Origin of the sequence: Amycolatopsis sp. cmx-8-4, assembly GCF_046548675.1 — a bacterium.
Lineage (GTDB): Bacteria > Actinomycetota > Actinomycetes > Mycobacteriales > Pseudonocardiaceae > Amycolatopsis.
On record NZ_JAEBDZ010000030.1, the window covers coordinates 87,766 to 106,956 of the forward strand.

17 protein-coding genes are annotated in these 19,191 nt (G+C 73.0%); 15 read left to right on the top strand and 2 right to left on the bottom strand.

From position 1 onward, the window contains the following. Positions 1 to 24: 24 nt before the first annotated feature. From ACLJQZ_RS40450 to ACLJQZ_RS40475, 6 genes are all read left to right on the top strand, one after another. Positions 25 to 1,335 (top strand): hypothetical protein, encoded by a 1,311-nt coding sequence (locus ACLJQZ_RS40450; protein WP_410626074.1) that lies wholly within the window; start codon positions 25 to 27, stop codon positions 1,333 to 1,335. Beyond that, the gene (locus tag ACLJQZ_RS40455; RefSeq protein ID WP_410626076.1) at positions 1,332 to 2,348 is read left to right on the top strand and encodes a hypothetical protein; all 1,017 of its coding nucleotides are present in this window, start codon (positions 1,332 to 1,334) and stop codon (positions 2,346 to 2,348) included. The genes ACLJQZ_RS40450 and ACLJQZ_RS40455 overlap by 4 nt, the downstream gene beginning before the upstream one ends. Position 2,349: 1 nt before the next feature. Further along, positions 2,350 to 5,376, top strand: a complete 3,027-nt coding sequence (locus ACLJQZ_RS40460; protein ID WP_410626078.1) for a hypothetical protein — start codon at positions 2,350 to 2,352, stop codon at positions 5,374 to 5,376. 54 nt (positions 5,377 to 5,430) lie between these two features. Next, positions 5,431 to 5,958 (top strand): hypothetical protein, encoded by a 528-nt coding sequence (locus ACLJQZ_RS40465; protein ID WP_410626080.1) that lies wholly within the window; start codon positions 5,431 to 5,433, stop codon positions 5,956 to 5,958. 9 nt (positions 5,959 to 5,967) lie between these two features. Then, complete coding sequence (locus ACLJQZ_RS40470; RefSeq protein ID WP_410626082.1) at positions 5,968 to 6,792, top strand: DUF3592 domain-containing protein; 825 nt, start codon at positions 5,968 to 5,970, stop codon at positions 6,790 to 6,792. Positions 6,793 to 7,028: 236 nt separating this feature from the next. Beyond that, a complete protein-coding gene (locus ACLJQZ_RS40475) occupies positions 7,029 to 7,193 on the top strand; it encodes a hypothetical protein (protein WP_247049795.1) in 165 nt (54 codons plus the stop codon). Positions 7,194 to 7,196: 3 nt separating this feature from the next. On the opposite strand, the gene ACLJQZ_RS40480 is transcribed toward ACLJQZ_RS40475, so the two are convergent. Further along, positions 7,197 to 8,876: an SIR2 family protein gene (locus tag ACLJQZ_RS40480; RefSeq protein ID WP_410626084.1), complete on the bottom strand. Its 1,680-nt coding sequence runs from the start codon at positions 8,874 to 8,876 to the stop codon at positions 7,197 to 7,199. A gap of 170 nt (positions 8,877 to 9,046) precedes the next feature. Further along, a complete protein-coding gene (locus ACLJQZ_RS40485) occupies positions 9,047 to 9,922 on the bottom strand; it encodes an SAM-dependent methyltransferase (protein WP_410626086.1) in 876 nt (291 codons plus the stop codon). Between the two features lie 608 nt (positions 9,923 to 10,530). Here ACLJQZ_RS40485 and ACLJQZ_RS40490 point away from each other — a divergent pair. The 9 genes from ACLJQZ_RS40490 to ACLJQZ_RS40530 all read left to right on the top strand — a co-directional run bounded on the left by ACLJQZ_RS40490 (position 10,531) and on the right by ACLJQZ_RS40530 (position 19,113). Beyond that, the gene (locus ACLJQZ_RS40490; protein ID WP_410626088.1) at positions 10,531 to 12,957 is read left to right on the top strand and encodes an ATP-binding protein; all 2,427 of its coding nucleotides are present in this window, start codon (positions 10,531 to 10,533) and stop codon (positions 12,955 to 12,957) included. Between the two features lie 5 nt (positions 12,958 to 12,962). Then, positions 12,963 to 13,469: a roadblock/LC7 domain-containing protein gene (locus ACLJQZ_RS40495; RefSeq protein WP_410626112.1), complete on the top strand. Its 507-nt coding sequence runs from the start codon at positions 12,963 to 12,965 to the stop codon at positions 13,467 to 13,469. Beyond that, positions 13,466 to 13,855: a DUF742 domain-containing protein gene (locus ACLJQZ_RS40500; protein ID WP_410626090.1), complete on the top strand. Its 390-nt coding sequence runs from the start codon at positions 13,466 to 13,468 to the stop codon at positions 13,853 to 13,855. Before ACLJQZ_RS40495 ends, ACLJQZ_RS40500 begins: the two co-directional genes overlap by 4 nt. Positions 13,856 to 13,886: 31 nt before the next feature. Further along, the gene (locus tag ACLJQZ_RS40505) at positions 13,887 to 14,663 is read left to right on the top strand and encodes an MHYT domain-containing protein (RefSeq protein WP_410626092.1); all 777 of its coding nucleotides are present in this window, start codon (positions 13,887 to 13,889) and stop codon (positions 14,661 to 14,663) included. Positions 14,664 to 14,837: 174 nt separating this feature from the next. Then, the gene (locus ACLJQZ_RS40510) at positions 14,838 to 15,086 is read left to right on the top strand and encodes a hypothetical protein (protein ID WP_410626094.1); all 249 of its coding nucleotides are present in this window, start codon (positions 14,838 to 14,840) and stop codon (positions 15,084 to 15,086) included. 56 nt (positions 15,087 to 15,142) lie between these two features. Further along, complete coding sequence (locus ACLJQZ_RS40515) at positions 15,143 to 15,664, top strand: PadR family transcriptional regulator (protein WP_410626096.1); 522 nt, start codon at positions 15,143 to 15,145, stop codon at positions 15,662 to 15,664. Next, positions 15,661 to 16,341, top strand: a complete 681-nt coding sequence (locus tag ACLJQZ_RS40520; RefSeq protein WP_410626098.1) for an ABC transporter ATP-binding protein — start codon at positions 15,661 to 15,663, stop codon at positions 16,339 to 16,341. Before ACLJQZ_RS40515 ends, ACLJQZ_RS40520 begins: the two co-directional genes overlap by 4 nt. After that, positions 16,338 to 18,608 carry an FtsX-like permease family protein gene (locus ACLJQZ_RS40525; protein ID WP_410626100.1) on the top strand — a complete coding sequence of 757 codons (2,271 nt, stop codon included), beginning with the start codon at positions 16,338 to 16,340 and terminating at the stop codon, positions 18,606 to 18,608. The genes ACLJQZ_RS40520 and ACLJQZ_RS40525 overlap by 4 nt, the downstream gene beginning before the upstream one ends. 79 nt (positions 18,609 to 18,687) lie before the next feature. After that, positions 18,688 to 19,113, top strand: a complete 426-nt coding sequence (locus tag ACLJQZ_RS40530) for a hypothetical protein (protein ID WP_410626102.1) — start codon at positions 18,688 to 18,690, stop codon at positions 19,111 to 19,113. Positions 19,114 to 19,191 lie beyond the last annotated feature (78 nt).

Consider the following 19,191-nt stretch of genomic DNA (forward strand, 5'->3'; position numbering starts at 1 on the left):
CGATCGGAGAGGGGGAGGGTGATCGTGAAGCCGCAGCTGCGTTCGGCGGTGCTGGCTCAGGCCTGGCAGCGGATCCCCGGCGTGGCCGTCCTGTCCGCGCCCGACGGCGGCCCGCTGACCCGCACGGTCAAGAAGATCATCGACCCCCTGGTCGTCCGCACCGCGGCCCGTCCCCGCCTGGGCCGCCCCCTCCTGGACGAGGCGTCGGCCGCGGAGCTGACGCAGCTGCTGCTCGCCGACGCGCCCCGCCTGCACGCGACGGCGGAGTGGTTCACCCACTTGAAGAAGCAGCGCCGAGCACTGCGCATCACGGCCGGCAACGTCCAGGACGTGTGCTTCCCGCTGGCCTACGAGCTGGCAACGGGCTTCGGCACCCCTGGCGCGGAAGCGGCGGAGACGGCGGCGGCAGCACTGCGCGATCTGCACGGCGAGCGTGCGACGGGAGCCGACGACCTGGCGGCCTACCTGGCCGACCCGCGGGTGGCGGCCGACCTGACGGAAGAACTGCACCGCCGCTGGCACGCGGGCACCCCGGCCGGCGACCTGCGCTCCGCCGAGGACATCCCGCAGCTCGCGGTGTTCGTCGAGACCCTCGCGGACTCCGCCTGGCGCGCGCTCGCCGGATCCGGCGCCGGGCACGCGCTCGGCCTGGCCCTTCGCCGGCCCGGCGGTTCGGCCGCCGTCGCGGGGGCCGTCCGAGAGATCTCCGGCATGACCGCCCCCGATCTCGGGCTGCAACGCGGGGACCACACCGCCGTGCCGCCGCTGAGCCGGCGGGACGAAACCGGCGCCGAGCTCCTCGAACGCAGCGTCGAACGGCGGGTGCGAGCCACCCTCCGGCGAACCCCCGCCGACGGCCGGGCGCCCGTCGCCGACCTCGTCGACGACGAACTGAGCCGGGTCGCCGCCGGTTTCGGGCTCGGCCTGCCCGCCCTCGCCGGCTGCTTCGCGCTCGGCGTCGTCGTCGCGCCGGCGCTGCGGCCGCTCGACGGCGCCGCGTCCCCGGCCGTGCCCGAGTTCGCGCGGCGGCTCAACGCCCAGGTCGCGCGCGAGGGGTACGTCCTGCACGCCCGCCGCGCCCTGGCCGGCGGCACCCCGCTCACCCCGCGGCCCGACCCCGAACTCGTCCGCGAGCTACGAGAGTTCGCCAAGCAGTTCCTCGGCCGCCTCTGGATCCGGCTGCACGGCTTCGACGTCCGCGGGGAGACCCCGGCCGACGCGGCGGACGTCCGCGATCTCGTCACCGGCGTCGTCCGCTCGACCTCTCTGGACCTGCGGACGAAGGTGCGCCGCGCGCTCGTCGCCCGCTTGCCGGAGCTGGAGGCCGCGTCGTGACGCACCCGGTGCACACGCCCGTCGTCGCCGCGGACGGCGGTCTCGTCCGCTTCGCCCTCGCCGATCTCCTCGCCGGCGCGGCCACGTCCATGCGGATCGAACTCACTGACGCGAGTGCCGCGGAACCGTGGCTGACCCGGCTCGTCGGGGCCGAGGCCGCCCGAAGCGCGCTGGAGCAGGGGCACGCCGACGTCCCCGCCCGGCCGGAACTCGCCACTCTCGCACTGCTGCTCTGGGCGCGCCGCTGGTGGCCCGCCGGCCCGCGGCTCGGCGTTCCGTCGCTGGACCCGGCCCTGCTGGACCTCGAAGCGGCCGTCGCGACGGCGGCGGTCGAGGACGTCGCCGAAGGGCTGCTCGACGGCTTCGAAGCCACCCCGGCGGAACTCTTCGACGCGGCGATCGCGGGCGGCGCCCTGACCGGGCCGGCCGACGAAGTCCGCGACCTCTGCGCCCGGCTGTCGGCCTGGTTCGACGCGCAGGACGACGTCGAGCGCGCCGAGGCCGCGGCCGGACCGGAAATCGCCGGCGGTCAACGCGCCTACGCACTGGCCGCGGGCACCGGCCCGGGCTCGCACGGCGCCGGCGTGCTGGCCGAGGGCCGCGCGAGCGTCGACTGGGCGCGCGTGCCCCCGGGTGTTCTCGACGCCGCCGAAAACACCGTGACCTGGCGGATCGTCGCCGCCGGCCGGCTCGAGGTCGAGGTCGCCGGCGCGTTCGCCGACGCCGTCCTCACCGCGGTCGCGACCCACGACGGCGAGCCGTTCGCGGAAGTCCCCTTGGCTCTCGGCGTCGGCCAGTTCACCGGGAGCGTGGACCTCGACGCGGCCGCGACCCGGCTCGCGGCGACCCCGGCCGGCCACATCGGACTCGTCGTGGGTGTGGCGGCGGAGGGTGTCACGGGCACGACGCCGGAGGACCGGGCGGCCGTGGTTTCCCTCGTGCGGGCGCGACCGCCGCGGGTGTGGACGCTGGCCGAACGCGCGGCGGCCGGGGACGCCGCCGAGGAGTTCTGACGTGCTCGGCGGCTTCCCGCCCCCGCTCACCCCGCCGGACCGGCCGCTGCCGCCCGAACTGGCCGGGTCGAGTGCGCACGGCTACAACTGCCGGTGCGTGGCCACGCATTTCGGCCTGGATCCGGCGCACTACGGCGAGGTTCCCGCGTGCTCGCTGACCGAGGCCGAGTACCACGCACTGCTCGTCGAAGCCGTCGACGTCCAAGGTGTGGCGAAGCGGCTCGCCGTGGCGCGGGACGGCGCGGGCGCGCAGCGGCAGTACGCCCGGATGCGGCAGCTCGCGCACCGGCTCGATCGGACCGATCTCGACCTCGCCGCGGTCAGCGACCTGGCCACGGTCTGCTACTCCGCCGGCGATCTGCGCAACGCGCGGCAGTGCGCCGAGGCCGTCTTGACCGTCTTCGGCGTGATCACCAAGGCCATCGTCCACTTCGGACAGTACGTCGAGCTGCGGATGATCGAAGGTTCGCGCGAGATCGCCGAGCGCGTGCTCATCTCACTGTCCACAGAGGAGGGTGACCTGCCGCGGGCGCGCGAGCTGCTCGCGGACCAGCGCCGCCGGGCGGCGTTCCGGAAGGCGGCCGAGCCGGGGCAGTTCCCGCGCGAGCAGCTCGACCCGCACGGCGCCGACGAGCTGGAGCTGCGCATCCTCGACGTGCGCGTGCAGGTGGCGGCGGGCGACCCGGCCGGCGCGCGGGCCGCACTCGAGGACATTCTGACGGCGCTGGCGCGCATCGCGGACGTCGACGAGGTGCGCGAGCAGGTCGGGTCGCTGCAGGCGATGGCGCGCGCCGAACGCGCCCGCGTCCGGCAGGCAGGCGGCGAAGAGGCGGACGCGTCGGCGGACCTGTTGCGCCTGAGCGCCCGCCACGGCGGCCCGACGGCGGCGAAGTTCGACGTCCAGCTGGCGGAAACCCGGGCCCTCGACGGGGATTTCCCGGGCGCGATCGCGGCGATCGTCGCGGCCCGGGACGAGCTCGCGTCGGTGGGCCTGACCGGTGATGTGGCCGAGGCGAGCCACGCGTTGGGCACGCTCCTGCTGCTCGCCGGCGACGTCGCGCAGGCCAGGGACCAGTTCGAGCACGCGGGAAAGCTGTGGACGGCCAACGGCGACACCCCGGGCGCGCGCCGGCTGGACCTGGCGCTGGCCCGCTGCGCGGCCGCCGGGGGTGACTGGCCGGCGGCGAAGGAGCACGCGGCCCGCGCCCAGGAGTCGGCGCGGGCGTCGGGGGAGTGGCTGGAGTGCCTGCGCGCCGACTTCGTGACGGCGACGATCGACCACGCCCGCGGCGACGACCCGCGGGCGGCTCTGGAACTGCTGCTGCCGGTGGCCTTGGCGGCGCAGGAGTACCGCTTCGAGTTCGCCGCGCCCGAGGCGCGCACGGCGTGGGCGAGCGGCGTCGCGGGCCCGGCGACGGAGCTGCTGATGACAGTCCTGGCCCAGCTGGGCGAAACGCGGCTGACGGCGGAGCTGATCGAGCGCTCCTGCGCGGTCGGGGCGTACACGGAGGACCGTTCCCTCGACCTGACCGGCACTTTGCCGACGCTGGACGTGACTGCCGCTCCGAGCGGGTCCGAGACCGACGACCGGCTGCCCCTGGCCGCGCTCGGCGCCGTCACCGCCACCCTGCCCCTCCGGCTCGCCCCGCCACCCGACCTGCGCTGGTCTCCCGGCCGGCCCATGGAACTGGACCACTGGCTCGACCTCGCCGCCGAGCGGTACCACCTGCGCCGCCAGGCCACCGAGACCGTCGCCACCTGGCCCGCCGCCGAGCCGGGACGCGAGACCTTCGTCCTGCGCTTCGCCGATGCCGGGCACACCTTCCTCAGCTGGCGGACCACCGAGGACCTCGACACCGTCCACGCCCATCCCATCGACGCCCACCTCGTCGAGACCGCCCGCGGCTTCCTCGCCGCCGCGTCGCCGACGCCGCACGAAGGGGAGAGCGTCGCCGATGCCGTGCGAAGGTCGCTGGCCGACGACGCTCTCGGCAGCGCCGCCGGGGAACAGCGGCTGGCCCGGGTGCTCGCCCTCAACCTGCTGCCCGCCGATCTCGTCGAAAGGCTCCGGCGGGCGTCCGGGCGACGGCCGCTGCTGCGGATCCAGCCCTCGCCCCGCCTCGCCGGCGTTCCGTGGGGCCTGCTCGCCTTGCCCGACCGGCGGCCGACCCGCGGAACGATCGACGAGGTCGACTCGTGTTTCGACGGCGACGACCGCGTCCTCGACGTCGCCGACGTCGCGTTGCTCGCGCCCGCCGGGATCCCGCGGAAGCCGCCCGCCGCCGACGGGCCGCCCGGCTACCTGCTCGATCCGCGGATTCCGGGCCAGAGCGCCTTCGGTGAGCTGGGGTCCGTGCTCGGCAAGCAACACGAGGACTCGCCGCTGATCCGGCACCTGGACGCGCAGCTCGAAGCCGGTCCGGTGCGGCCGTCCGTCGAGAGAGGACTCGATCTCGTCCGGCGGACCGACACCGACCGGCGGCTGCTCGCCGAGCTGCTGGCCCGGCCGTGCTCGCGGCTGGTGTTCGTCGGGCACGTCAGCCGGGTGCGCGACGCCCACGGCGCGCAGACCGCCCTGCACCTGTCCTGCGCGGCCGAGCTGCCCGGCACGGCCGCGCCGATCGGGGCCCACCGGCCGTTCACCGCCGCCGATCTCGCACTGTCGCGAGTGGACGCCATGCCGGCGCGGGTGGCGCTGATCGGCTGCGCCAGCGCGAGCGACTTCGGCCTGGCCGAACCGTTCGGCGTGCTGCTCGCCGCCGTCGCGGCCGGGGCCGGGCTGGTCGCCGCGACCGTCTGGGCGCTGCCGACGTCGGCCGCCGTGCCCGGCGCGGACCCGATGGCCGAGCTGGTCGTCGCCGTGGACACCGCGCTCGCCGGCGAAGATCCCGTCACCGAGCTGTGCGAGTGGCAGCGGACCCGGCTCGCGCGGTGGCGCGAGCGGCCCGAGCCGGCCCGCTCGCCGGTCTTCTGGGCGGCCCTGACCTGCCTCGACGCCGCCGCGGGCGGGCAAACTTGGGTTCGGTAGCAGCGCGGGCCGCCGAAGCTGTGCACACACCGCACAGCGAAAGGCAGGGACCCGATGTTCAAGAAGATCCGCGACAAGGTCAACGAGGCCACGCAGCAGGGCGCGGCCCGCGGCGCGCAGGAGTTCCAGCAGCACGCCGAGCAGTTCCGGCGGGCGGCCGCCGCCCAGGGGTACGACATCACCCCGCAGCTGCCGACGCCGCAGGCGGCCGCGCAGGCGTTCCGGAGCCTGAACGCCGACCCGGACATGGCCGCGTTCCTGGCGCTGCCGATGGAGGAGCAGCTGCGCCAGCAGCAGGAGCTGCAGGCCTACGGCACCGAGCTGCGCCGGCTCTACGACACGTGCGAGCCGGCCACCCTGGTCGTCCGCGCGCTGGAGCCGACCGGCCGGACGATCGCCGGGCAGGCCCAGTACACCGCCACGCTGGAGGTCACCCGCAGCGGCGGCGTCCCGTACCGGACGGTCGCGCAGCTGATCGCGCCGCAGGCGACGATCCAGCAGTACGCGCCCGGCACCCGCCACGAAGCCCGCGTCGACCCGGCCGAGCCGGCGAAGGTCGCCGTGTTCGGCCCGATCGTCTAGGGGGCGGGTGTGTTCGCATTCGGCCTGCCGGAGAACCCCCGGCGCACCGGCCGCCGGCTGTGGCTGCTCGGGGTGCCCACGACGCTCGCCTGGGCGGTCGCGGGCTGGTCGGGCGCCCTCGGGCTGCTGGACACGTTCCGGCTGATGTCGCTGAACCGCGTCGGCGCGTGGGGGGCCGACGCGGGCCCGGCGGCGTCCCTGGTGCTGTTCTTCAGCCTCTCGGTCACGGCGGCGTCGTCCCTCGGCTTCGCGATGCTGTGGAGCGGCGGGGTGTCGCTGGGCCGGATGGGCGTCGGCTTCCGGGCGAGCTCGCTGGCCGCGTTCCTCGGCATCGCGCTGGGCAGCGGCGCGGCGATCCCGTCGTGGACACGGCCGGAGGCGGTGGGGCAGCGGCTGCCGTTCCTCGAAGGCACGCCCGAGCCCTGGTCGGACGTCGACTGGGTCGTCTACTACGAGCCGTACCTGGTGCCGGCCGTGGCCGGGCTCGCGGCGCTGGTGATGGTCGTGGTCCTGCTGCGGACGTTCCTCACCACGGCGGAGGCGGACGACCGCGCGCAGGCCCTGGCCCAGCGCGGCCGCCTGGTGACCGGGCAGGTCACGCACGTCGAGTTCACGAACGTCTGGACTATGGGCAACCCGCGCTTCACGGTCCACGTCCGCTTCCCGGCGGAGACGGGCGAGCGCACGGTGGTGACGACGATGGTCACCCCGGTCATGCAGTCCCCGGCGCGCGGCACCAAGGTCCGGGTCCGCTACGACCCGCAGGACCCGGGCGCGGTGCTGGTGGAGCCCGACCCGGACGACCACGCGATCCGCTATCCGCCGTTTTTGTAACGCCGGATTCGGGGCCGGCGACTCCGGCATTGAGCGGTTGCGCGCACTACTACGACCTGTAGCACCATCGGCGCGGAATGTGACACCGCCGTGGAGGGGTGATCGCATGAACGCCTGGACGGATTCGTCCCCCGGTCGGCGTAACCTGGGAAGCGGTTCGAGCTTTTCTCCAGGGCATTGTGTCATCGTTCCCGCAGAGGAATCCCGTACGCGGCGCGAAAGGGTGTGCTGACGCCATGAGCACGGATGCAGCGGCCTGCGCGCCGGAAGCCTCGCCGACGTCGAGCCCGGGCGAACCGATCATCGGCCAGTCGCCGCGGCGCAAGGTCGGCAGTTCCGTCTACGTGACCGTGCCCGGCCCGGTGCCGGTGATCAAGGCCAAGCCGCACAAGAAGAAGTAGCGCTCAGCCGAGGTCCATGGCGTGCTCCGCGGCCCGCTGGAGGCTGACGAGCAAATGGTTGTAGCGCTCGGAATCCAGTTTGCTGATCAGCGACAGGTGCTCGGGCGGCACTTCTTCGCCGTTGGCCTTGATGACGTAGGTCGAATTCAACGTGATCGCGCCGACCGAGAGGATGTCCGCGGCGTCGGGCCCGATCATTTTCTCGCTCCCGGTTCCCGAAACGAGAATGGGCGCCGCGAGAATGCCGCGCCAGATCTGCGCGATCGGTGACGGGCTGAGGTTGGCCGCCTGGAGGTTTCCGGTGAAAACCGCCTGGGCCGCGGCGAAGTCGGAACCCCGGTCGATGGTCACGTGGTGCCGCAGCGACCATTCTTCGCGGTGCGTGTAGACGGAGGTGCCGACGAGGTTGATGGTGTAGCGGCGCCGGCCGTTCTCCCGCAGCCGGCTGCGCAGCCACAGGAAGAGCCCGAAGTTCTCGCCCGCGTTGCCGCCGAGGACGTGGTCGTCGTACTCGAGGGAGAGCTTTTCGAGCACGTCCAGCGGGCCACCGGGGATGCTGAGGGCGTCGTGCAGTTTCGTGGTCAGGTCCTCCGCGGCCTGACCGGCCGGGATCTCGGCGTCCGGCTCGCAGCCGACGGCCGTGTAGCAGTCGTCCAGGGCCTTGGCGAACCGCCGGTTGTAGACCAGGGAGTCCTCGACCTCGTTCTCCGGCCGGTACCGCTCGGGCTCCACGACGGCGAGTGCGAGGTCGGAGATCGCCTGGTTGAGCTGCGAGTACGACTTCAGGAAGATGGGTTTGAGGCCCAGCGTCTGCTCGAGGTAGCGAGCGGAGTTGATCGCGTACGCCGCGGCGCGGGGCGGGGAGACGTTCTTCACCGCCGGCGGCACGACGAGGGAGAACCGCAGCGAATTCGTGGGCGCGCTTCCGTAGAGCGGGCCCACGAGGTTCGGGTCGGACATGCTCAACCCGATGAAGATCGTGCAGGAGTCCTTGATCGAATCGGTGAGGATCGCCCGGACTTCCGCGCCGTACTTGAGGAACTGGGATTCGGTGAGGATGATCGGTTCCTCGGGGTTGCGCGCTTGCCGGACCAGGCCGTGCAGGTGCAGCACGCCGATGTGGCCGGCTTTCTTGTTCCACGCGGCCCAGTCCTTCTTGCCGCCGGGCCGGATCGAGAACGCTTTGACGTCGGCTTCGGCGAAATAGGCCAGGAGCGCTTCTTCGAGGATGATGTCGAAGTTCGTGGTGAGCAGCCGGCAGTCGGTGCGCCGGGTGTAGGCCAGCCGGGCGATCGACTGCGCCAGCAGGCCGGGGGTCACCCGCAGGTCCCGCTGGTAGAGCGCGTCCCGGATCACCTCGTGGTCCTGGATGTTGCGGTTCGCGTCCTTGATGAGCTGCAGCACGATCTCGGCCTTGCGCATCAGGTCGGACCGGTCCGCCAGCGCGATCTTGCGGATGTCCTCGTCGTCGATCGCTTCGGTCATCTTCGCGATCAGCGACGGCCAGGACGGCAGGCTCGAATTCATCGAGACGCCCGCGCCGACCACGATCGTCAGCGGGCGGGTGCGGTCGCGCACCGCTTCGAACAGCTCGGTGAGGTACGGCTGCGTTTCGAAAGAAAACGTGTCCCCTTTGTCGAACGCGCTGGCGTCGACGATTTTGGACCGGAATCTCTCTGGCATGCATGACCTCGTGCGTTCCGCGGTGACCCGTGGTGTCATCTTGGCACCCGTGCTCCGGCACGGTCGGGTGCGGCACCGAATTTGTTACGCGGCCCGAAGAGATCACGCTAATGGCCGAGTGGGTCGTCACTCGGAGTTCGCGGAATGTGTCAGTCTTCTGTCAATGACGGCTACTGCGAATACGGCAGGTCGGCGCGGATGAGTTCCGCTTTCGCCATCGTGTCGTTGAGGTACACCGGCAGGGGACGGCGGAAGCGAGTGGCGAGCGCGTCGGCGATGTCGGTGGTGACGCGCCAGCCCTGGCCGTCCAGCCAGGCCGCCGGGTCGCGGCGCGGCTCGGTGTTGAGCAGGCCCGCCATGCTGATGCCCAGGCGTTCGGCGGCCTGCATCGCCTCCATGCTCCGGTTCATGCCCTCGACGTCACCGCCCGGGACCTGCTCGACGCCGAACCGGCTGCCCGGCGCGGAGCGGGCGTGGACCACCTCGAACAGCTCCTCCTCGGCCCGCGCGGGCAGGTACGGCAGGAGTCCCTCGGCGAGCCAGACCGTCGGGCGGGTGCGGTCGAAGCCCGCCTGCTCCAGTGCGGCCGGCCAGTCGTGGCGCAGGTCCGCCGCGACCGGGTGGCGGTGGCAGTGGGGCAGCGCGCCGACGTCGTCGAGCACCTGCTGCTTGAACGCCAGGACCCGCGGCTGGTCGACCTCGAAGACGTCGCGGCCGTCGAGGTCCAGCCGGTAGGCGCGGGCGTCGAGGCCGGCGGCGAGGATGACCACCTGCGGGGCGTCGGACGTGACGACCACTTCGTCGAAGAAGCGGGAGCGCAGGCCCATGTAGGCGGCCATCGCGCTCCACATCTCGTCGCCGTCCACGTCGGCCGGGCCGGTCGGCAGGGGCTTGGGCGGGTTCGCCGCGCGGACGAACTCGGCCGCGAACGGGTCGTCGACGAGGCCGCCGGCGGAATCCGTCGCGACCGCCCGCGCGGACGCGACCGCGAGCGCGGTCAGGCCGACGCTGGTGACGATGTCCCACTGCTGGTGCGTCCCGCTCATCCGTGACCCTCCCGAAGATCGCTGCGTCCCACCAGCATGACACTGCGCGACTGATCGGGTGCGCGCCGTGAGTGTTTTGCCCGAAATCAGGGTGTGTGGTGTGCGTCACCGGCTGTGATGTTCGAGAGTGTGCGACGCACTCGCGGTGCGTGCCGGAAATTAATAACGAACAATGCTCGGTGCTCTTTGTCAAATTGTGCCGATGTCGCGACTGTGTAACGGTTGTGGGTAATTCTGCCGACGCCGGAAAAGATCTCTTCGGGCACATCGTGAGCCAGCCTAAGCAAGGCGCGGAGCTGCGCGAACCTGCTTGTACGGTGTGCAACGCGGAGTCGGCGGGACACGATGCGTGATATGTGCGGGCGTGTCGGAAAGAATTCGCGCCGCGCTGTCGAAAATGTCGGTGTCGGGCTTGACAGGGGCGCCGGAGTTGATGTTCTCTGCAACCCGGCTCGGTCACGCCAAGTCAATGGAAAGCCGCAATTTCACCGGTTCGGGTGCCGGTGTCCAAGATCGTTCGAGACGGTGCGTGATCGGCCCTGGGGTGATCTCGTCCTGTCCGGGTTCGACGTCAGCCGCGCGTCGGCTGGGAATCGAGCGGTTCCACCATGCTTGAACGAGGGTCCACGCCACACCGGCCGGCCGACGCCCCGTGGTGGCCGGCGCACTGGAGCGTCCGTACCAAGATCAGCGTCGTCCTCCTGCTGCCCGTCCTGGTCGCCGTCGCGCTGGCGGTGGTCCGGATCCAGGGTGAGCTCGACCGGGCCACCACGCTCAGCGCGGCGCGCGACCGGCTGCCGGTCCTGCACGACACGATCGACCTGACGGCGTCGCTGAGCCAGGAGATGGTCGCCGCCGTCGCGGTACCGGGCGGGGCGCCGAACACGCTGACCGCCGCGGTGGACGCGAAAGTGTCCGCCATCCAGCGCGAAACCGGTTTCGCGCCGCTGCCCGCGGACACCGGCCGCTCGCTGAACACCGCGCTCGGCAAGCTCGCCGGGATCCGCGCCGCCGGCGCCGCGAACGGTGACGTGCGCACCAAGGCCGAGGGGTACAACGACATCATCGCCTCGCTCGGCGACCTCGTGCCCGCGCTCGTCCCGGCCGACGTCGGCAGCGACACCGCCGTCGCCGCGGACACCGCCCGGCTGCTGGTGCACCTGCGGGCCGAGCTGGCGACCGAGGAGACCTACGTGCGGGCGGCGCAGGCCAGCCCGGACGACGCGACCCTGCGTCCGGCGGCCGTGCTGACCGCGGCCGAGCAGACGGTGCTCGGCGAGCAGGCCGGCCGTCAGCTGACCGGCGCCCTGCGGACCCGGTTCACCGCCGCGACCAGCCCCGCCGCGAACCGGCTCGGCACGTTGCAGGACCCCGAGAGCACCGGGACGGCGGCCCTGTCGTCCTTCCTCCCGTCCATCACCGCGGAAGTCCCCGGGGTGACCGGCGTGCTGAACGACGTCGGGACGCAGCTGGCCGACAACGTCTCGTCGGCGGCCGACCGCGCCCGCGCCGACGCCCTGCGCGACACGGCGCTGGTCCTGGGCGCGCTGCTCGGCGCGCTCGCCATCGCCCTGCTGGTCGTGCGGTCGCTCGTCGGGCCGGTGCGCCGGCTGCGCGCGGCGGCCCTGCACGCCGCCCACGAGCAGCTGCCGGAGACCGTCCGGCAGGTCCGGGACGGCAAGGAGGTCGACTGGCGCGCCGTGCCGGCCGTGCCGGTCCAGACCGAGGAGGAGATCGGGCAGCTGGCTCGCGCCTTCGACGACATGCACCGCCAGGCCGTCCGCCTCGCCGTCGAGCAGGCCGAGCTACGCAAGCAGGTCAGCGAGATGTTCATGACGCTGTCGCGGCGCAGCCAGTCGCTGGTCGAGCAGCAGCTGTCGATCATCGAAGACCTCGAGTCGGGGGAGCAGAACCCGGCCCGCCTCGAGGAGCTGTTCCGGATCGACCACATCGCCACCCGGCTGCGCCGCAACGGCGAGAACCTGCACGTGCTCGCCGGTGGCCGGCCGGTCCGCCAGGGCCGCGAGCCGGTGCCCACGCGCGACCTGCTGCGGGCCGCGACGTCCGAGGTCAAGGACTACCGGCGGGTGGCGATGGGCAACGCGCCGCGCAGCTCGGTGCAGCCCGAGGCGGCCGCGGACGTGGTGCACATCCTCGCCGAGCTGCTGGAGAACGCGACGCGGTTCTCGCCGCCGGAGCACAAGGTGGCGCTGACCGCCGACCGCGGCGCCGACGGCGGCCTGCTCATCGAGGTCGTCGACCAGGGCCTGGGCATGACGCCCCAGGAGATCACGTCGGTCAACGAGCGGCTCGCCGCCGCGGGGTCCGTCGGTCCCGAGACGACCCGGCGGATGGGGCTGTTCGTGGTCGGCCGGCTCGCCTCGCTGCACGGCGTCACGGTGCGGCTGCGCCCGACCGGCCCGAGCGGCCGGCACCGGGGCGTCACCGCCAGCGTGCACGTGCCGGGCGCGCTGATCCTCGCCGACCTGGCCCGGCCGATCGGCGCCGGCAGGCAGGCCGAACCGGTCGTGCGCCGCAACGGGTCCGCCCGGCCGGTCCTGGTGCCGCCGCAGGCGCCGACGCCGATCTTCGAACAGGTCGTCACGAGCTGGTTCACCGAGCCGATCGAACCCCTGCCCGGCCTGCCGGCCGCCCCGGTACGGCCGCCGGCCCCCGCTCCCGCGCCGACGCCCGCGCCGCCCCCGGCGGCCGTGACGCCGACGCCGAAGCCGAAACCGGCCGCGGAGTGGGCGACCCCGGCGGCGGAGCACGCGCGTCACGCCGCGGAAGACGCTCTCGAACCGCCGGCGGCGCCGAAGCTGACCGACGCCGGGTTGCCGACCCGGCGGCCCGGTGCGCAGCTCGCGCCCGGCGCGGTCGTCCCGCGGGTGCGTGAAGAGCCCGGCGGCGGGTTCCGGGACGCCTCCGCCGTCCGGAACAGCCTGTCCCGGCACTACCAGGGAATGCGCGCGGCGCGACAGCAGACCGCGACACGCGCCGAAGAATCCGGAAAGGACGAAGTGGATCCGCGATGACGGAACTGCCCGAGGTTCACCAGCGGCGCGCCCCCGGCGCCGAGGCCGCGAGCCGCACGCTGAGCGGCACCCTGGGGGTGTTCCCCGGCTCGCCGCCGCCACCCGAGCGGACGGCCACGCTGAACTGGCTGGTCAACGGGTTCGTGCAGGACGTCTCAGGGGTGGCGCACGCCGTGCTGGTGTCCGCCGACGGGTTGCTCGTCGCGGCCGACGAGACGCTGCCGCGCGAACGGGCGGACCAGCTGGCGGCCATCGCGGCGGGGCTGTCCAGCCTGTCGCTCGGCACCGCGGAGCTGTTCACGGCGGGCCGGGTGGTGCAGTCGGTGATCGAGATGGAGCAGGGTTTCCTGCTGCTGATGAGCGTCGGCGACGGCTCCAACCTGGTCGTACTGGCCACGACCGGCTGCGACATCGGGCTCGTCGGTTACGAGATGACGATGCTGGTCGAGCGGGTCGGGCAGAAGGTGGACGTGCCCGCGCGTGTGATGCCGGTGGCTCAGGACCGCCTGTGACGGAGTACCCGCCGTTCGGCCCGGCCGGAGAGGAGCCGCGCCACGCCCCGTCGCTCGCGCGGCCCTACTCCTGGACCGAGGGCCGGACGGCGCCGGTGGTCGAGATCGCCGTCGAGGCGCTCGTGGAGACGACGGCCGCCGGCCGGACCGAGGCCTACCACTCGTCGAGTGCGCTGGCCGAGGTCATGGAGCTGTGCGCCCGCCCCCGGTCGCTGATGGAGATCGCCGCGTTGCTGGTGCTGCCGCTCGGCGTGGTCCGCGTGCTCGTCGCGGACCTGATGGAGGACAGGCTGGTCATCGTCCGCGACACCCTTTCGGACACGTCGTCCTGGGGCGAGCGCCACGACCTGATGGAACGCGTGTTGCACGGTTTGAAGGATCTTTGACCCCGGCCGTGCCCCGGAGGAAGGACTGACCATGGACCACGCGGAGAACTTCGCGCTGGGACGCTGGCTGCTCGTGCTCGCCTACCTCACCTCGGTGGTCGGCTGCGTGCTCGGCCTCGCCTGCGCCGTGCAGGCCCGGCACGCGGCGGACCCGCGCCACCGCCTCCGGTGGCTGGTACTGGCGGCGGTGTCGATCGGTGGTGTCGGCATCTGGCTGATGCACTTCGTCGCCATGCTCGGGTTCAGCACGCCGGGCATGCCGGTGCGCTACGACGTCTTCCGCACCGTGCTGTCGGCCCTGCTGGCGGTCGCGGCCGTGTTCGTCGGGCTGCTGGTGGCCGGCAGCCAGGCCCGGATCGGCTGGCGGCTGCTGCTCGGCGGCCTCATCACCGGGCTCGCGGTCAACGTCATGCACTACACGGGCATGTCGGCCCTGCGCGTGAAGGGCGGCTTCACCTACGACACGCCGCTGGTGGTGCTGTCGGTGGTCATCGCCGTGGTCGCCGCGACGGCCGCGCTCTGGTTCGCGATCGTCCTGAACCGCCTGGTGCTGCGCGTGGCCGCCGGGTTCGTGATGGCCGTCGCCGTCACCGGCATGCACTACACGGGCATGGCCGCGGTGCGGATGCAGATGGACATGGCCGCCCCGGACCCGGTGGGCACCGAGGTGTTCTCGTTCCTGTTCCCGGTGTTCGTCCTCGCGGCGATCGCGATGGCGGTGCCGCTGTGCGCCGTCCTGATCGCGCCGGCCGTCGGGACGGCCGCCGAGCAGCCGGTCAAGGCGGACGGAGCCCTGGTAGCCCGCTGACCTGCGCGTTGCAGGTGAGCGCAAGGAATCCGCACGGTCCTCGCGGCAGCCTGGCCCGGCGCTCCGATCCGCGGAGCCGGGGACGGGGAGGTTTCCGATGGGCCGAGCACGAGGGATGAGCAGGGCGCCGAGCCGGGCACCGGTCCGCTGACGCGCGAGCGACGCCGCCGCCGCGTGCGGGGGAGGACGCTGCTGCCGGCTGTTCTGGTGGTTCTCGCGCTCGACACGCCGGTGCCGGCCGAGGCGGCGGCGCCGGCCTGCGCGACCGGCTGCTCGTGGTCCTGGCGCACGGTCTCGGTGCGCCGGATCGGGACCGCGTGCGTGCCCGGTCCGCAGCGGTGCGTCCGGGCCGTCGTGACGACGACCGTGGTGTTCGACGTGGCCGCTTTCCGATCTCCGGAGGACGCCGAACGCCGTCGTTGATCACTATGAACGGGGTGTATAAACGGTCGGCATACACACTGTGTATAGTCCTCGGCATGTCGATCGGACTCACTCTGCTCGGGCTCCTCGAAGGCGGCCCGCGTCACGGCTACGACCTGAAGCGCGCCTACGACGACCGCTTCGGGCACGACCGTCAGGTTCACTACGGGCAGGTCTATTCGACCCTCGCGCGGCTGCTCAAACAGGGGCTCGTCGAGGCCGACGGCGTCGAGGTCGACGGCGGGCCCGAGCGGAAGCGGTACGCGATCACCGAGGCCGGGGTCGCCGACGTCGCGGGCTGGCTCGCGACCGCGGAAAACCCCGACGCGTACCTGCAGAACACGCTCTACACCAAGATCGTGCTCGCGCTGCTGTCCGGCCGGCCCGCGTCGGAGGTCCTCGACGTCCAGCGCTCGGCGCACCTCGACGCGATGCGCGAGCTGACCAGGCGCAAGACCCGGGGCGACCTCGTCGACCAGCTGATCTGCGACCACGCGCTGTTCCACCTGGAGGCCGACCTCCGCTGGCTGGAACTGACCGCCGCCCGGCTCGACCAGCTGGCGAAGGAGATCGCGTGACCGGCGTCCTGCTCGAAGCCACCGATCTCCGGAAGACGTACGGCCCGACGGAAGCGCTCGCGGCGGCGAGCCTGCGGGTGCGGGCCGGGGAGGTCGTCGCCCTGATGGGGCCGTCCGGGTCCGGCAAGTCGACGCTGCTGCACTGCCTGGCCGGGATCGTCCGGCCCGACGCCGGGGTGGTCCGCTACGAGGGCGCCGACCTGGCCGGGCTGACCGACCGCGCCCGCTCCGCCTTGCGCCGCACCGACTTCGGGTTCGTCTTCCAGTTCGGCCAGCTCGTCCCGGAGCTGACCTGCCTGGAGAACGTCTCCCTGCCACTGCGGCTGAACGGCCGGCGCGGGCGCGTCGCCGCGGAGCGCGGCCGGCAGCTGCTGGGCGAGCTCGGCCTGCTGGAGATCGCCGGGAAGCGGCCGGGGGAGGTGTCCGGCGGGCAGGGGCAGCGCGTCGCCGTGGCCCGCGCGCTGGTGACCGGCCCCCGGGTCGTCTTCGCCGACGAACCGACCGGTGCCCTCGACTCGCTCAACGGCGAACAGGTCATGCAGCTGCTGACGTCGGCGGCCCGCGAGCGGAACGCCGCGATCGTCCTGGTGACGCACGAACCCCGCGTCGCGGCCTACTCGGACCGCGAGGTCGTCGTCCGCGACGGCCGCACCCACCAGCTCGAGGCGACCCGATGATCCGGCGCTGGTGCGACGACCTGTGGCTCGGGATGCGGCTCGCGCTCGGTGGCGGCGGGGCCCGCACAGCTCTGACGCGGCTCGCGCTCACGGCGGCCGGGGTCGGCCTCGGCGTCGCCGTCCTGCTGACCGCGACGTCGGTGCCGCACCTGCTCGGCGCCCGGGAGGACCGGGCGGCCGCGCGGATGGGGGCCGTGGGCGTCGCATCCCTGCCCGGAGTGGACCCGGTCTACACCGTCAGGCTGGTGGACGAGTTCCACGGCCAGGGCCTGCAGGGCGTCCTCGTGCAGCCGACCGGGCCGCGCGCTCCCGCGTTCCCCGGGGTGGGCGAGCTGCCGAAACCGGGTGAAGTGGTGCTGTCGCCGGCGCTCGCCGACCTCCTGGCGTCCCCGGCGGGGGAGGAGCTGCGGGGGCGGTTCCCACAGCACGTGATCGGCACCATCGGCGACGCCGGGCTGACCGGCCCGAACGAGCTGTACTTCTACCTCGGGTCCGCGACCGCCGCCGCGCAGCCGACCGCGGTCGCGGTGAACCGCGTCGGCGGGCCGCTCACCGGACACCGCGACCTGACCGCGCTGGAGCTGCTGCTGGTCGTGGTCGGGGCGACGACCTGCCTCGTCCCGGTCGTCGTCTTCGTGGTCGCCAGCACCCGGCTCGCCGCGGCGTCGCGGGACCGGCGCCTCGCGGCGCTGCGCCTGGTCGGCGCCGACCGCGGCCAGGTGGTGCGGATCGCCGCGGGGGAGGCGCTGCTCGGCGCGCTCGCCGGGCTCGTGGCGGGCGGGGCGGTGTTCCTGGTGGTGCGCGCGCTCGTCCCGATGATCACCGTGTCCGCCTTCCGCGGCGGCATCTTCGGCGAAGACGTCGTTCCCGACTGGCGGCTCGGCGTGCCGATCGCGGTGCTGCTGCCGGTGCTGGCCTGCGCGGCGGCCGCGTTCGCGCTGCGGCGGGTCGTCATCGAGCCGCTCGGCGTGGTGCGGCGCGGGATCCAGGCCCCGCGGAAGTTCTGGTGGCGGCCCCTGCCCGCGGTCGTGGGCGTGGTCCTGCTGGCGACCCGCTGGGAGCAGGTGTCGGCCGACGCCGGCGACCCGGCGGTGATCGGCGGGGTGGTCCTGCTCCTGATGACCGTCCCGCTGGTGCTGCCGTGGCTGGTCGAGCGGGTCGCGGGCCGGCTGCGCGGCGGTTCGCCCGCTTGGCTGCTGGCCGTCCGCCGACTGCAGGTGGACAGCGCGACCGCGGCGCGCCTGGTGAGCGGCATCGCCGTGGTGCTGGCCGGATCGATTGCCCTGCAAGGGGTTTACGCCCGCGCCGAGAGCGACCGGCCCGACCCGGGGAGCGTGCGCGTGCTGGCGACCAACTTCGCGTCGAGCCTCACCGACGTCCAGGCGTTCGCCGCCGCCCTCCAGGAGCTGCCCGGAGCGCGTGGCGTGCCGGTGACGACCTCCGGCACGCTGGTGAACGTGGCCGGGGCGAAGATCCCGCTCATCCTCGGCAGCTGCGCCGAACTGCGGTCCGAAGGAGCACCCGGGGACTGCCGCGACGGCGACGTGTTCGCCGTCGGCACCCCCGAAGCGAACGCCTACCGCCCGGCGCCGGGCGACCGAACCTGGTTCGACGGCGCCCGGCGCGCCGATCCGGGCGTCCCACCACAGTGGATGGTGCCGGTGGACCGGTTCCGCGCGGTGTCAACGGAACGACCGGCGGGCCTGCTCGTCACCCCGGCCGCACTGGCCCCGGCGACAAGCGTCGGGCTGATCTCGAACATCACGATCCCCGCGGCCGGCCCGGACCTGGTGGAGCAGCTGCGCAACGCGGTCGGGCAGCTGGGCTGGAACGGGATCGTCTCCTCGGTCGGCACGGAACGTGACGGCACCTACGCGCTGATCACCCGCGTGCTGTCGGTGGGGTCGATCCTGGTGGTGCTGCTCGCCGCGGGCAGCCTGATGATCGCGGCCTGGGAGCAACTGAGGGAACGGCGCCGCAGCCTGGCCGCGTTGATGGCCAACGGCGTCGGGCGCGGCGTACTGGCCCGCTCGCTGCTGTGGCAGATGGCGATCCCGGTCGCGGTGGGGGTGGTCATCGCGGTGATCGAAGGGATCGCCCTCGACTGGCTGCTGCTGAGATCGGTGGGACACCGCGAGATGGTGGTCGACATCCCGGCGATCCTGTTCCTGACCGCAACAGCGGCGATCGCAGTACTGGCCGTAACGGCGGTGACCCTCCCAGCCCTGTGGCGGACGACAAGCCTGGAACACCTACGGGAGGAATGACCGGTAAAGGGCGGCGCTATGGCCTCGTCACGACTCGCGGCTCGTCGACTCCGGCCAGCTCCACGGAGGTGCGGGCGACATGGATGTCGGCAACATCCGGCCCGGTGACGTCCGCGACGACGGTGGCTTCGCGCAGCGGAGTGCCCGACGGCAGCTGGCCGGACAGGATGGCCTGCCCCGTTCGGCCAGTCGCTCGGCTGCAAAACAACTGCAGCGTTCGGCCGCCCTCGCCACCGAGAGCACCGTCTGCACCGACGCGGCGTCCGTCTGTCAACTCCAAGTGGCTCGTACCGGCCGCCCTGTCAACTGGCGGCCAGCACGCAGATCAAGGCGAGAGCGCACTGGTCGCGGCATGAGCGGACATCTGTGTGCGATCACGGGCCAGGGTGACGAGTTTGTCGATCAACCTCGAAGGTTGCACCCGATCTGCCGTTGGCGTGAACGTTCCGGACCGAACGGTGGGGTCTATCCCGTGATCGGTGTTTCCGGCGTTGTTGATCAGTAGGTCTCGGCTCCCGGCCAGCGGTCACCGAACGTGATGGCGAACGCGTTGATCACTGGCTTCCACCGCATCGTCCACCGG

What these genes read in the sequence shown, in the direction of transcription:
- ACLJQZ_RS40465 (WP_410626080.1), top strand. Translation starts at nt 5,431, where the DNA reads ATGTTCAAGAAGATCCGCGACAAGGTCAACGAGGCCACGCAGCAGGGC.
- ACLJQZ_RS40475 (WP_247049795.1), top strand. Translation starts at nt 7,029, where the DNA reads ATGAGCACGGATGCAGCGGCCTGCGCGCCGGAAGCCTCGCCGACGTCG.
- ACLJQZ_RS40480 (WP_410626084.1), bottom strand. Translation starts at nt 8,876, where the DNA reads ATGCCAGAGAGATTCCGGTCCAAAATCGTCGACGCCAGCGCGTTCGAC.
- ACLJQZ_RS40485 (WP_410626086.1), bottom strand. Translation starts at nt 9,922, where the DNA reads ATGAGCGGGACGCACCAGCAGTGGGACATCGTCACCAGCGTCGGCCTG.
- ACLJQZ_RS40490 (WP_410626088.1), top strand. Translation starts at nt 10,531, where the DNA reads ATGCTTGAACGAGGGTCCACGCCACACCGGCCGGCCGACGCCCCGTGG.
- ACLJQZ_RS40505 (WP_410626092.1), top strand. Translation starts at nt 13,887, where the DNA reads ATGGACCACGCGGAGAACTTCGCGCTGGGACGCTGGCTGCTCGTGCTC.
- ACLJQZ_RS40515 (WP_410626096.1), top strand. Translation starts at nt 15,143, where the DNA reads ATGTCGATCGGACTCACTCTGCTCGGGCTCCTCGAAGGCGGCCCGCGT.
- ACLJQZ_RS40525 (WP_410626100.1), top strand. Translation starts at nt 16,338, where the DNA reads ATGATCCGGCGCTGGTGCGACGACCTGTGGCTCGGGATGCGGCTCGCG.
- ACLJQZ_RS40530 (WP_410626102.1), top strand. Translation starts at nt 18,688, where the DNA reads ATGGATGTCGGCAACATCCGGCCCGGTGACGTCCGCGACGACGGTGGC.